The sequence below is a fragment of the Streptomyces sp. NBC_00237 genome (genome assembly GCF_026342435.1).
GTDB lineage: Bacteria > Actinomycetota > Actinomycetes > Streptomycetales > Streptomycetaceae > Streptomyces.
The window spans coordinates 356927-371148 of sequence record NZ_JAPEMT010000002.1 but is presented as its reverse complement, the minus strand read 5'-3'; the positions used below and the strand labels follow the sequence as shown (position 1 = coordinate 371148).

The 14222-nt window shown below is 65.3% G+C and carries 8 protein-coding genes; 6 read left to right on the top strand and 2 right to left on the bottom strand.

Annotation, left to right across the window (positions count from 1 at the left end):
• Window positions 1-201 precede the first annotated feature (201 nt).
• Both OG897_RS15975 and OG897_RS15970 read left to right on the top strand, forming a co-directional pair.
• Window positions 202-8823 carry a DNRLRE domain-containing protein gene (locus OG897_RS15975; protein ID WP_266657345.1) on the top strand — a complete coding sequence of 2874 codons (8622 nt, stop codon included), beginning with the start codon at window positions 202-204 and terminating at the stop codon, window positions 8821-8823.
• 73 nt (window positions 8824-8896) lie between these two features.
• The gene (locus OG897_RS15970; RefSeq protein ID WP_266657342.1) at window positions 8897-9610 is read left to right on the top strand and encodes a DUF6193 family natural product biosynthesis protein; all 714 of its coding nucleotides are present in this window, start codon (window positions 8897-8899) and stop codon (window positions 9608-9610) included.
• A 136-nt stretch (window positions 9611-9746) separates the two neighbouring features.
• Here OG897_RS15970 and OG897_RS15965 read toward each other — a convergent pair whose 3' ends face one another.
• Both OG897_RS15965 and OG897_RS15960 read right to left on the bottom strand, forming a co-directional pair.
• Window positions 9747-10304 (bottom strand): hypothetical protein, encoded by a 558-nt coding sequence (locus OG897_RS15965; RefSeq protein WP_266657339.1) that lies wholly within the window; start codon window positions 10302-10304, stop codon window positions 9747-9749.
• Window positions 10305-10800: 496 nt separating this feature from the next.
• The gene (locus OG897_RS15960; RefSeq protein ID WP_266657336.1) at window positions 10801-11259 is read right to left on the bottom strand and encodes an ATP-binding protein; all 459 of its coding nucleotides are present in this window, start codon (window positions 11257-11259) and stop codon (window positions 10801-10803) included.
• Between the two features lie 180 nt (window positions 11260-11439).
• Between OG897_RS15960 and OG897_RS15955 the strand changes: the two genes are divergently transcribed.
• The 4 genes from OG897_RS15955 (at window position 11440) to OG897_RS15940 (ending at window position 14149) form a co-directional block, all read left to right on the top strand.
• On the top strand, window positions 11440-12282 hold the full coding sequence (locus tag OG897_RS15955) for a helix-turn-helix transcriptional regulator (protein WP_266657334.1): 843 nt from the start codon (window positions 11440-11442) through the stop codon (window positions 12280-12282).
• Window positions 12279-12482 carry a DUF397 domain-containing protein gene (locus OG897_RS15950; protein ID WP_323188078.1) on the top strand — a complete coding sequence of 68 codons (204 nt, stop codon included), beginning with the start codon at window positions 12279-12281 and terminating at the stop codon, window positions 12480-12482. The genes OG897_RS15955 and OG897_RS15950 overlap by 4 nt, the downstream gene beginning before the upstream one ends.
• 250 nt (window positions 12483-12732) lie before the next feature.
• Complete coding sequence (locus OG897_RS15945; RefSeq protein ID WP_266657330.1) at window positions 12733-13380, top strand: RNA polymerase sigma factor; 648 nt, start codon at window positions 12733-12735, stop codon at window positions 13378-13380.
• 331 nt (window positions 13381-13711) lie between these two features.
• Window positions 13712-14149 carry a hypothetical protein gene (locus tag OG897_RS15940; RefSeq protein WP_323188077.1) on the top strand — a complete coding sequence of 146 codons (438 nt, stop codon included), beginning with the start codon at window positions 13712-13714 and terminating at the stop codon, window positions 14147-14149.
• Window positions 14150-14222 lie beyond the last annotated feature (73 nt).

Below are 14222 nucleotides of genomic sequence, written 5' to 3'. Positions count from 1 at the left end.
CTACAACAGCCCAGCCCGAGAATCCAGCTCTCGGAAATAGTGCCAACTGTCGGACATCGTCGACCGGTTGACGGCATGGCATGCCCATGCGTAGAACTCGCTCTTCCACTTCACTGCCCGGGAGATTCCCACGGCAGTGCTGAGCCCTGCCCGCATGCACCCATGGGGTCAACTGCGGCTGGGGGAAAGGCAGTTGACTACGTGAGGACTCGGCACCGAAGATTCATCGCCGCCCTCGTCGTCTCGGCCGTGCTGGGGACTGCGCTTCCGCAGATCGCCTATGCGGCACCGGCTCCCGGGGGCGGTGACGACGGAGACGGCAAGAGCTTCGCGGACACCGTCTCGGGGTGGTTCGGCGGAGACGACGAGGACCCGGAAGACCAGAAGCCGCCGCCCGGCGGCAAGCTGGAGATCCCCAGCAGGGAACGGCTCCCGAAGGGCGAGAACGCTCCGAAGGCCAAGCGCGTCAAGGAGCTGACCGGCGAGCGCACGTCCAGCGCCCGTTTCTGGCAGCTCTCGGACGGCCGGGTGGAGGCGGAACTGTCGGCCTTCCCGACGTCTTACCGGCAGGGTTCGGCCTGGAAGCCGATCGACACGTCGGTCCGTGCGTCCGGGAAGGAGCTGTCCAACACCACGAACACGGCGGCGAGTTACTTCGGCCGGACGGCGAAGGAGCTGTTGCGGTACGAGGTCGGGGGCGGCCGGTCGGTCACCCTGGGCCTGGACGGCCCGTCGGGTGATCTGGCGCCTTCGGTCAAGGGTGACACGGTCACCTACAAGGACCCGAAGTCGGGTGCGGACCTGGTTTACCAGGTGGGCGCGGGCCAGGTGAAGGAGAACATCGTCCTGGCGCAGAAGCCGGGCACGCCGCTTTCCTTCAGCTTCCGTTTGAGTACGGATGGGCTGACGCCGAAGGCCCGTAAGGACGGGTCGATCGCGTTCTTCGGGGAGACCTCGAAGCACCCGGTGCTGGTGATCCCGGCTCCGTTCATGACGGATTCCAAGAAGTCGGAGACCTCCGCGTACGGGCAGGTCAGCACCGACAAGGTCACCCAGAAGCTGGCCCGGGACGGCCAGGGCTGGAAGCTGACCGTCACCCCGGACGCAAAGTGGCTGGCCGACCCGGCCCGCCAGTATCCGGTGACGGTCGACCCGACGCTCACGGTGGCTCCGCTTCCGGGCCAGTCGCAGGACACGATGGTCCTGTCCGACACCCCGGAGGAAAACTTCGGGACGTCCTGGAAGATGTCGGTCGGTAAGACCGGCGCGGGCGTGGCCCGCTCGCTGCTGAAGTTCCCGCTGGACCAGATCCCGGCCGGAACCAAGATCGACGCGGCGCGCCTGGGCCTGTACTTCGACCAGGTCCACGCCAGCAACGCCAACGATGTGCCGTTGGCCGCGCACCGGGCGACGGGTGCGTGGGACGAGTCGACGGCGACCTGGACGAACACGAACGCCCTGGTGGGCGAGGTGTCGGGCACCTCGGTGCAGGCGGGTCCTGACGTGCCTGCCAGCACGGCTGCGGTCGGCGAGTGGCCCAAGGCACAGGGCACCGGCGGAGACTTCGCGTACAACCAGAACGCGGCCAAGGGGGAGACGTACTCCTGGCAGCCGACCGTTCCCGAGTCCGGTAAGTACCGGGTCGAGGCCCGCTTCCCCGGGACCGACCTGGAGAACGCGGCGACCGAGGCTCCGTACACGGTCACCGGCAGCAAGGGGTCGACAAAGACCGTCGTCGACCAGAGCGAGGCGAAGGCCGGAAACTGGTCGCCGCTGGGTGATCCGGTGGACTTCGCGCGCGGCACCGCCGGGAAGATCGTGCTCGGCGACAGCGGTGACGAGGACGAGCGCACCCTCGCGGGCTCAGTCCGCCTGGTCGCCGACGCGCAGGTCGTGAAGACCAAGGGCCAGCACAGTACCTGGCACCGGTTCCCGGTGAAGGACACCGTGCAGAAGTGGGTGGACGGCACCGCCGCCAACCACGGCTTCGTCGTCAAGGCGGTCGACGAGTCGGCCACCGGCCCGCTCGGCGGCCCGCGCTATGAGTCGGCGGACGGCAACTACGACGGCGAAACGGCCAACTTCCCCCGCCTGACCGTCACCTTCGGTGCCATCGGCACGGAGCTGAGTGAGCCGACCGTGGTGCACGGCAGCGGCCCCGAGCTGTCCTGGGCCGCGTACACCAACACCACCGGCGACGTGGCGAACGACCTGGTCGAGTACCAGGTCCACCGCTCCGCGACCCCCGGTTTCACGGTCGGCCCGGACACCCTGGTCGCCCCGGTGGCCAAGGACGCCACGTTGTACACGGACGTCTCGGCCACCCCGACCCCTCCCGCTAGTGCGAACGAGATCGGGCGCACGCACTACTACCAGATCGCGGTGAAGACCAAGGGCGGCAAGCTCCTGGGCTCCCCGGTCCGCGACGTCGGCGTGCCGAAGGCGGGGCGGACCCTGCGCATCCTGCCCGCCGCAGCCGACACCACGCTGTCCTCGTCGAAGCCGGACGTAAACCTGGACAAGCTGCCCGCGGACGGTGCGCTGCCGAGTGCGGTGCAGCAGGCGTGGCTGAGCGTCGGCAACAACTCCACCACCCATGGAACGACCCGCAGCGCCTTCCAGTTCCCCACCACGTCGATCCCGGACACCGCGACCGTGTTGCAGTCGCAGGTGCAGCTGTGGGGCGCGGAAACCACCACCGGCACAAAGGGCGCCACCTACGACCTCGCGCCCCTGTCGAAGGACTTCGCGGAGACGGCCGCGACCTGGAACAAGGCGAACGCCACCACCCGCTGGACGAAGCCCGGCGGTGACTTCGGCCCCGTGGTCTCCGACTCGGTCGGTGGGATCACCAGCGAGGTCGGCCGCCACACCTGGGACGCCACCTCGCTGACCCAGAAGTGGGTCGAGAAGGCGACACCCAACACCGGCGTGGTCATCAAGCTGGCCAACGAGGCGGCGACGGCCCCGCAGGAACGCACCATGTTCCTGTCCGGCGAAGCAGCAGAGGAGCGCCTGCGTCCCCAACTGCGCGTCATCTACATCGATTCCACCCCGTGGAACACCTACTACGCCCCGCACACTCCGCAGCGGATGACCGAGGACAACACCTACCCGGTCGACGTCACCCTCACCAACACCAGCGACACCGCCTGGGCGGCCGGTGAACGCAAGCTCTCCTACCGCTGGGCCCTGCCCGACGGCTCCGAGCTGGCCGACAGCCCCGCCCTGAACCTGCGCACCGACATCCCCGCCCTGCTCCCCGGCGAGAAGGCGGTCGTCAAGGCGACGGTCAAGTCCCCCCTGGTGGAGGGCAACCGGCGCGAGGGCCACACCCTGATCTGGGACGTCTTCAACCCCACGACCAGCACCTGGCTCTCCAAGACCGACAGCATCGGCGGCCTGGAACAGCCCGTCGCCGTCGAGGACCCGACCGCCGACCGCCTGGGCATGGAGAAGTACCACTCCTACACCGGCAAGAACACCGGCGCCGGCTCCACCTTCATGTCCAACCTCGGTTCCGGCAACGGCGTGTGGTCCTACAACGCCTTCAACAACCCCGGCCGCGGCCTCAACACCTTCCTGCGCCTGTCCTACAACGCCCAGGACACTGCCGACACCCAGCTCGGCAACGGCTGGTCCGCCCAAGCCTCCGGCCCCATGCGGCTGGGCACGATGCTCGACTTCCACCCGGACAGCGCACCGGGCGAGGTCTACATCACCGACGGCGACGGCACCCAGCACATCTTCCGCAAACAGGGCGACGGCACCTGGCGCTCCTCGGCCGGCTACCACTACCTCCTCAAGCCGAAGGCCGGTGTGACCTGCACCGACGGCATGGACGAGGTGACAGACGCCTGGACGATGACCCGCCCGGACGGCACCCGCTTTCAGATCGACTGCGACGGCTACCTCCGCCAGGTCATCGACAAGAACAACAACGTCCAGACGTACGTCTACGAGGTGCGCGACTCCGGCAACCGCTGGATCAAGTTCCTCAAGGAGATCAAGGACCCGGCCGGGCGCAGCTCCCTGAAGCTGGACTACTACCTGCCCGGGGATGCGACCTACGAGTACATCGAGGCGAACGGCGAGATCGCCAAGGCATCGGTGCTGTGGGACCCGAAGATCTACGACCACGTGAAGTCGATGACCGACATCTCCGGCCGGAAGATCACCTTCCACTACACCCGGCAGGGCACACTGGGCCGTCTCACCGACGGTGACGGCACCACACACCCGAAGATCTTCAAGTTCGGCTACGACACAGCCCAGGGTGCCAAGAACGTCAAGCTGACCACGGTCACCGACCCCCGGAACAATGCCACCACGGTGGCCTACGACCGCGACCCCGGGTACCGCTGGTCCACCACGAAGCTCACCGACCGCCTCGGCGGCGCGACTACCTTCGCCTACACCCCCACCGGCAGCGGCCGCACCACCAAGGTCACCGACGCCCAGAACCACACCTCCACCTACGTCACCGACGGCCAGGACCGCGCCACCACGGTGACGAACGCTAAGTCCCAGACCACCAAAATGACCTGGGACGACGACCACAACGTCACCCTCATCGAGGAGAACAACGGCGCCAAAACCGCCTACTGCTACGACCCCAAGACCGGCTTCCCCATCTGGCAACGCAGCGCCGAGGACAACAAAGCAGGCATCCCCACCGCAGCGGAATGCGCGGGCCCGGACGTCTTCCCGGCCCACTCGGTCCGCTACCAGTACAAGACCCAGGTCGACGGCTACGCGGCCGACCTGGTGAAGAAGACGTCAGCCGAGGGCCGTGCCTGGCAGTTCGGCTACGACGGGTTCGGCAACCTCAACAAGGTCACCGACCCGAAGGGCGTGGAGACGGCCGGGGTCGAAGACGACTTCACCACGAAGTACGAGTACGACGGTTTTGGCCAGCTCACCAGGGCGACGGACGCCAACGGCAACGCGACCCTGACGTCGGACTTCACCCCCACCGGCTACCCGCGCAAGACCACGAACGCTGAGAACCACGTCACCACCACCGAGTACGACGTGCGTGGCCAGGTCACGTCGGTCATCGACGCGCTGGGCAAGAAGACCACGCAGACGTACGACACCTACGGGCGTCCCCTGGTCTCGACGATCCCGAAGGAAGCGAATGTCGTCCTGACGACGTTCCCGCCGGACTACGACGCCAACGACAACGTCTTCAAGTCCAAGGCGATCAACGGTGCGATCTCGACGGCGGTGTACGACAAGGCCGACCAGATCGTCTCGGCCACGGCCCCGCAGGACACGGCCACTTCCGCCAAGCGCGAGTCGACGTACACCTACGACAAGGTCGGCAACCTCACGTCAACGACCGAGCCCAAGGGCACGGCGACGACAGCGAACGCCAAGGACTACGTCACCACCAACACCTACGACGAGATCTACCAGCTCACCGACGTCACCAACGCGGCCGGTGACAAGGTCAGTTACCTCTACGACGGCGTCGGCAACCCGGTCAGGGTCATCGACCCGAAGAAGAACAAGACCCCTGCCGACGACTACACGACCAAGACCGACTACGACTTCAACCACCGGGTCATCGCGACTACGGACGCCGCGGGCAAGACCAGCCGCCAGGAGTACGACAAGGACTCGCTGCCGGTCGCCGCGATCGACGCCGAGGGCAACAAGGTCATCCGCGACTTCGACAAGCGCGGCAAGCTCGAAGTCATCCGCACCCCGCACGCCACGGACGTCACGCGGGAGACCAAGTTCGGCTACGACCAGGTCGGCAACCGCATCAAAACCTTCTCGCCGCGCGGCGTCGCCACCACGGACAACGCGGACGACTTCACCTCGGAAACCGTCTACGACAAGCTCAACCGACCGTGGCGGCAAATCCAGCCCTACGACCCCAAGGACGCCCGCTACAACAAGAAGGTCTTCACCGAGACCACCTACGACTCGGTCGGCCGCGTCGCGAAGGTCTCCATGCCGCCCAGCTCCGGCGAGACCACCCGCAACGACACCACCTACACCTACTACGACACCGGCTGGGTGAAGTCGGCCAAGGACCCGTGGGACATCCTCACGGAGTACGACTACGACAACCTCGGCCAGCAGACGAAGCGCACCCTCACCTCGGCGGGCGGCTCCTCGCAGCGCACGATGACCTGGGAGCACTTCCCGGACGGCAAGCTCAAGTCCCTCCAGGACGGCGGCATCCCGGTCGGCACGTCGGTCGTCCTCGTCAACAACACCGACAAGCAGAACGTCTCCGCCACCGGCGCACCGGAGTGGAAGAGCACCCTGGGCCGCGACCACGTCCACGCCCCGGGCATGGGCACGGACGCCTTCCAGTGGACGCTGAACATTCCCAAGGACGGCCGGTACGCGGCGTACGTCAAGTACCCGAAGGTGGCCGGGGCCTCCCCGTCCGCGACGTACTCCCTCTCCCACGCCAAGGGCTCCACGAACGTCAAGGTCGACCAGCGGACGAACACCGACGGCTGGGTCAAGATCGGCGACTACGACTTCAAGGAAGGCACCGAAGCCCACCTCAAGCTCGCCGAATCCGGTGCGGGCACGGTCGCCGCGGACAGCGTCAAGCTGGTCCGCGACAACTCCGCCGAGGCGGACGTCGAGAAGAAGCGGTTCGACTACGCCTACGACGTCAACGGCAACCTGACCTCGGTCGACGACACCTCCTCCGGCCGCCGCATCGACGCCTACACGGTCACCTACACCGGCCTCAACCAGGTCGAAACGGTCACCGAGGCCCTCGCGGGCCAGGAGAAGAAGAAGACCGCCTACGCCTACGACGAGAACGGCCAGCCCAAGACCCAGACCCACCCCGACCAGTTCTCCTCCTACACCTACGACCTGCGCGAGCTGGTCAAGACGGTGACGGTCGGCAAGTCGTCCTCGGACCCGGCGGCGAAGGTCTCCACCTATGACTACACCGACCGGGGCCAGAAGAAGCAGGAGATCAAGGGCAACAAGAACGTCGTCGGCTACACCTACTACCTCGACGGCGCCCTCAAGACCCAGACGGAGAAGAAGCCCGACGGGACCCTGATCTCCGACCACGCCTACGCCTACGACGCCAACGGCAACAAGGCGGAGGACGTCGCCCAGAAGCGCAACGCCGACGACGCGACGAAGCTCCTGTCCTCCACCACCAAGTACACCTACGAACCCGCCGACCGCCTCGCCACGGCGACCAAGACCGGCAACGGCGCGGGCGTCGAGACGTACATCCACGACGACAACGCCAACGTCATCTCCCAGACCGTCAAGGGCAAGACGACCACCTTCGGCTACGACCGCAACCGTCTCCTGAAGACCACGGTCGGGGGTGCGGTCGCCGACCACATCTACGACCCCTTCGGCCGCCAGGACTCCGTCAAGTCCGGCACCCAGGTCATCGAGAAGAACACCTACGACGGCTTCGACCACGTCATCAAGCACGACAAGGCCGACGCCACCGGTGCCCTGAAGTCCACCACGTACGCCTTCGACCCCCTCGACCGCACCACCTCCAAAACCGAGGACGGGAAGAAGACCGAGTACAACTACCTGGGCATGTCCGGCGAAGTCCTCACCGAGGAAGTCGCCACCAAGCTCACCGCGTCCTACCAGTACAGCCCGTGGGGCGAACGCCTCTCCCAGGTCAAGCACGCGGCCGACGGCACGACGACGGACGAGTCGTACTACGGCTACAACAGCCACACCGACGTCGAAACCCTGACCGGCGCAGACGGAAACGCGAAGGCGACGTACGGCTACACCGCCTACGGCTCCGACGACACGTCCGACTTCACCGGCATCGACAAGCCCTCGGCCACCAACCCGACCAAGGACGCGTACAACCCCTACCGCTTCAACTCCAAGCGATGGGACGCAGCCTCGGGAACGTACGACATGGGCTTCCGCAACTACAGCCCCGGACTCAACCGCTTCACCAGCCGGGACATGTACAACGGGGCCCTCGCCGACATGGGGCTGAGCACCGACCCCATGACCGGCAACCGGTATGCCTTCACCGGTGGCAACCCCACCAGTCGCGTCGAACTCGACGGACATGATTGGTGCGACGTGTGCTCCGATGCCCTGGACGCTGCCGGAGAGTGGATCGACCACAACGCCGACGCCCTTGGGGAGGCGCTGGTGGGCACCGTCGAGACTGTCGGCGGAGTCGCTGGCATGTTCGGCGGAGCCGCGTTGGTAGTCAGCTCGGCTGGACTATGCGTCGCAGGCGCGGTCCCGTCCATCGGCACGTCATGCGTAGCTGGCGCAGCTGGTGTCGCAGCCGGGGCCGGAGCTGTTGTCGCTGGAGCCGGGTTGGCGGTTGACGGCGCCATGCGCCTAGGCAATGGCATCGCCAAAATGGAGAATCCCAGCGGCGGAGGTTCTTCATCCAGTCAGGGCGGGACTCCGCCCAAGGTGACTGCCGGTGGCGCACCCGCTGATGTCGCACTCGGCTACCAAAAGGCGGGGACAGCGAACTGGGCCAACAAGAAGAAATTTACGCACTACATGGACCCCAAGTATATTGACGATTGGAGTATTCATGTAAGGAAGGCCATCGATGACCCTGACACGGTTATCCATGTGCAGACGGAACAATTCACTGGTGGCTTCCAGGGGATGGCTACACGAGGTCTTGCAGGCGGTAAGGTTGACGCCACCGAGCAGGAGATGGCCTGGCTGTCCAGAGCTGTAATAGCTGGGCGGAAATCCTGGAATAAGATCCAGTTCTATGACCGGAATGGGCCCGTAAAGGTCGTAGAGCCGAAGTGGCAAGAGGGTAAGTGGTCAACCGCTTGGACCCTCGAATTTGCCGACTAGTTCCCACTCGCCAGCGGGCTGTGGAATTCGCAGACCCCAGCCCGCTGGCGGGCCGACTCGCAAGGAAACTGATATGAACTCACCCGATGATTCCGGAACCGATGAATCCCGCGATTTTGACCACGCTTATTACGCAGATCTGATCGAACAGGGCGGACTGCAAGAGTCCGTCATCGCAGTAGCGCGCGGTCTCCGGATCGATGTGGGCCCCGCTTCTGAGCTCCCTGAGCTAGACGTCCGGGACTGGAGCGTTGCTGCTTTCCAATCACCTCGTGGAGAAATGCGAATCATCCTAGGGCAGGATAAGCGTAGGTTTTCTATTAGCCTAGACAGTGATCATCGGTTCGTGTGGGCGAGTGGGAGTACAACCGACCTTGTCGAGGCGGCTGAGGTGCTTCACGCCTGGAAGCAGGGAGTAACTCTTCAAGCACTCCACTCGCGTTTCCCTTTCATGGAGTTCGATAGACTGAGCCTGGCTTATGAAGAGGGAAATGAAGTCGAAACGCAATGGGAGATCACGCTAGGTGATGATTCATTCCAGGCTTACAGGGAACTCTTGCTGAAGCTTCATGCTCATGAGAGATTTCGCGAAATGTTTCCCTTCTTTTCTCATTGGACTCTGGGGTTGGCGAAATCTAGCCGGACTAATGAGGCGGGAGAGATCTTCATTAGGCCCTCCGGCGAGGGATATTCTCTCTGGTCACATTCGACACCCAGCCAGAAGGAGAAGTTCAGCGATATAGACGATCTAATCAACGCGGCCGCACATTTGGCGGCTAATCTTTGAACCTCGATCCATCGCCTGGCGAGAGGCATGTGTGATGCGGTATTCGGGGATTCTTACGCCCCGCTCTTGGGGGCCGATGGCGGAGATTCCTATCGGTAGCGATCAGGGCAACCTCGAAGCGGATGATGTGTGCTGGTTAGAGGCTGGATCCGGGCTCTGATCCCAAGCGTAGGAGCATGAACGAGGGCCCGCCGGTCCCATCCCGGTGGGCTCTTGCTTGCTCTTCAGGTTGAATTCGCGGGTGGAGCGTCAAACCGGACTGGCGCCAGATGGTCAGACCTGAACCGTGTTCGGCGCGGGCCAGGACGACTGAGCGGAGGGAGTCGCCCAGGTTTCCGGTGAGGAGGCGGGGGTGGCGACGCCACCACCACAGATCTGGGTGGGGTGGTTTGTGGAATTTCCCGAGGGCCTGGCCGTCGTCCGCGACAGTTGTCGCCCTGAACTGGTCGTCCACTGCCTTGATCCTCGGAGTCCAGAGCTGGACTATGTGGTCGTCCAGCAGAATCCACGCTTCGTGGAGCCAGTTCCGGCAGTAGAGGTTGTTGGTGTACTCGTCGATGGTGTCGCCGTATCCGTGCTCGACCAGGCTCGTCAGTTCGGCCCGGGTGCTTACCCTTTCGGCAACCGTGAACTCTGTCCGCCAGCCGCGTTGGTGCAACAGTTCGCCGACTTCGGCTTCGTTGTGAGTGCGCATCATCGTGAGGGTCCCATCCCTGCCGTAGGCCGGGGTGCTGAGGTGCAGGCATGAAGACGCGAGGGTGCTGCCCGACGGCGAATGGACAGACCTTCGGCTGTAACGGAGTAGTCAGACACCGAAGTTCGTCGTGGATCAACCAGTGCGACAGACCAGTTGGGGTGCTCTTGCGTGTGGCCATTGTCATTGGGCTGTTTCTCAGCGCGGTATGCATGCTGTCCTCGGAACCTTCGTTGTGGGCATTGAAGTAGGGCCTACGAACGATCCACATACTGTGGCGGGAGCGCGTTTCTGTCTGGTTTCGTCCGTGATCCTTTTGGTGACGTCGGCAGCTTTGGGTAGGCGGTGGAAGGCGGTTTGGGTGTTGTGTGGGGCGTTCTTTGCCTTGGTGTTGGTCGTCTGGATGCAGGTGCCGTCATGGGAATTCGACGTACTCGTGAGGACCGGGTGATGGTGCCTTTCCGTGACCGGGGCCGTTGCGGAGGCGCTGCTGCGGTCAACTGGCGGGGGTCGATGGGGGCAATGGGTGGATGCATTCAGCCCAGAGGAGTTTGCCGGGGCCGTTGCGGGGGGTGATTCCCCAGTGGGTGGCGAGGAGGTTGACGAGGAAGAGGCCGCGGCCCTCGCAGTCGTCCGGGGATGGCGTGCGTACGTGTGGGTCGTGCGGGGATGCGTCGTGGACTTCCAGGCGGATTCCGGTGGGGCCGGGGGCGGGCAAGAGGGAGAACCGGGTTTCGATTTCGCGGCCGGGGACGCGGCCGTGGCGCTGCGCGTTCGTGAGGAGTTCGGAGAGGATCAGGGTGGCCGGGTCCTCCAGGGGTGTCAGGCCCCAGTCGGCCAGGGTCTTGCGGAGTTCGGCGCGGGCCAGGGCGACTGAGCGGGGGTCGTAGTTCCAGCGCAGGACCACCGTGGGGTCGTCGGGATTTGGTGCCGAGGGGTGGTGGTTCGCTGCCATGTTCTGCTCCGCTCCGTACGGCCAACGCCTGTGGTGGACAAGGGAGTTGGACTACTCTGCGTATCTGCTGGGCACTACGAGAGTGACCCCCGGTCGACGCTGGAATGCCCGTTTTGGCGTGAACTTCCCTTCCCCTGGAACTAGCTCCACACCTTCCACAGAGCCATGGAGGTCGACACGATGCCGACGAGACGGGTGATCACCGGTCGGAGTCAGGAGCCGCGGGTGCGGTTCGCGGAGGAGTTGCGGCGGTTGAGAGCTGAGCGGGGCGACAGTCTGCGCAAGGTGGGTGAAGTGCTGGGCTGGGACTGGTCGTTGTTCGGGAAGATGGAGAGTGGGGAGACGCTGGGCGGGCCCGAGGTCGTACAGGCGCTGGACCAGCATTACGGGACGCCGGGGATGTTGCTCGCGCTGTGGGAGCTGGCGGTGGGGGACACGACCCAGTTCCGGGAGCAGTACCGGCAGTACATGACGTTGGAGGCGGAGGCGGTCAGCCTGTGGCACTACGCGGTGAGTGCGCCGCCGGGGTTGTTGCAGACGGAGGCGTACGCGCGGGAGGCCCTCGCGGCGGGCGGTCTGCGGGGCGACGAGCTCAACCAGCAGGTGGCGGCTCGGGTCGGGCGGGCTCAGCTGCTGGAGGGTGACCAGGCCCCTCACTTCCGTACCATCCTGTCGGAGACCGTCCTGCGGACTCCGCTGCGTGATGCGCGGGCGTGGCGGGAGCAGTTGGAGCACCTGGTTGAGGCGGCCGACCGGCCCAACGTCACGTTGCATGTACTGCCGTTGGAGGCTGGGCTGCATCATTTGATGAGTACGTCCGTGATGTTTCTGCGGATGGCGGACGGGCAGCCGTTCGCGTACACCGAGAACAACTTCCGGGGTGAACTGGTCCAGGAATCAGGGCAAGTTGAGCGCATGCAGCGTGCCTATGATGTGGTGCGCGACCTGGCCCTGAGTCCGGCGGAGTCGCGGAAGTTCATCACGGACATGTTGGAGGACCTACCGTGCGATCCCTCGACTTGAGCACCGCTGTCTGGCGCAAGAGTTCGTACAGCAACACCGATGGTGGCGAGTGCGTCGAGGTCGCCGATCGGTTTCCCGGTGTCGTCCCCGTGCGTGACAGCAAGGACCCCGAGCGGCCCGCGCTCGTCTTCGGGGCTGCGTCCTGGTCGCTCTTCGTGGCCGGGGTGAGGGACGGCGCTGGACTGGGCGCCACCGACTGACCGTTTCGTACGGCGACGAGATGCTCCGGCCCGGGTTCGGGTCGGAGCATTCTTGCGTGCGCGGGGGATCTCCTGCGGTAGACGTCGGGGGCGGGTCTGGGTGGGTCTGGGTGGGTGTGGGTGGTTCTCTTGGTTTGCCGGGAATCGGTCGGCGGAGGCGGTGGGGGAGGTGGCTGTGGTAATGGTTTGGCCGCCGTGGGGGCTGTGAGTTTGCTGTGAGGGCTGGTCTCCGCTGCGTACAGGGGCACGGATGCGCCGTGTCAGCCGAGGTGAAGAGGAACGTGTGTCCGGCAGTGGGAGAGTCCTGGGTGTGGGTGCGGAAGTGGAGGGTGGGGAGCTGACGCGGGCCGTTGAAGGGGCTCGGCGGGGGGACGAGGTGTGTTTCGCCGTCGCGTATCGGATCGTGCAGCCGGGAGTGTTGCGGTACGTGCGGACGTTGGTGGGGGAGGAGGCGGAGGACGTCGCTGCCGAGGCTTGGCTGCAAGTGAGCCGGGATGTGAGGGAGTTCAGGGGGGATGGGGATGCGTTTCGGGGGTGGGTGCGGGCTGTGGCCCGGAATCGGGCCGTGGATTATCTGCGGTGGGTGCGGAGTCGGCCGAGGCAGGTGGCCGTTCCGGTGGAGTGGGAGTCGTACGGGTGTGGGGGCGGGCCTGTCGTGAGGGATGCGGCCGAGGTGGTGATGGACGCGTTGGCGACCGCGTGTGTCATGCGAATGGTGGGAGCGCTTCCACCGGATCAGGGGGAGGCTGTGTTGTTGCGGGTGCTGGTGGGGTTGGGGAGTCCTGAGGCGGGGCGAGTGCTGGGGAAGCAGCCGGGGGCCGTGCGGATGGCGGCGGCGCGGGGGCTGCGGGGGTTGGCCGAGCAGGTGGGGTGTGGGAGTGGGCGTGGGGCTGGGTGAGGTGGGTGGGGGAGTGAGGTTGGCCTTCGGCTTGTGCCGGGGGTCATTTTGTATGTAGGAGGGAGATAAAGGGCATGCGGGGAATTCGGCGCGTTCAATGGGATTGGTTGATCAAGAGCGTTTTCGCCGTCAACTCGTTGAAAGCGGTGGGTATTTGTCGGCGTAGACGAATGAGTGTGGTGAAGGGTTGTACGGGGTGCGGTGATTGGGGGCGTGAGAAGGGCCACGGGGAGATCATGTGACGGTTGTGGGGGGTGATTCCGCTTGGGTGAGTAGGTGGGGAGGGTCCAGTGCGCTCCCCTTGGCGATTTGAGAGGGAGGGGTGGGAGCCGTGGCCGGTGACGGACAGCAGAAGCGGGTTCCGAGAGCCGAGGACATGCGGCACATTGCCCAGGGATTTGTGGAACGGGTGACCGTGGGGCAGCGGTTGCCGTTGGATTTCTCTGTGAAGAGTTTGCGGGTCGTGGACTTTCTGGTTGATGACTTGAGGAGTGGTGAGGCCGAGGAGGGGGCTATCGCCCGGAATCTGTTTGGGCTCGGGGCGTACGTGGGGGAGGTGCTCGTGCGGAATGCCGGGGCGGAGTGGGTTGATCTGGATGCCGGGCAGCGGGGGTACTTCCGGCAGTGGGTCGGGGTGCGGATGGCGGACGGGATGGTGCGGAGTCCCCTGGGGAAGGTGAGCAATCGGTACGAGGACGAGGGTGGGGGTGAGGAGTCGTTGGAGCGGTACTACTTGACGTTGCCGAGGGGGGTGAGGGTGGCGGCGTGAAGGGAGCTTCCGGCGGGGGTGGGGTAGGCCGCTGCACGGGGCTGGGCTTCCCTCGCCGGGCCTTCCCGAGGTG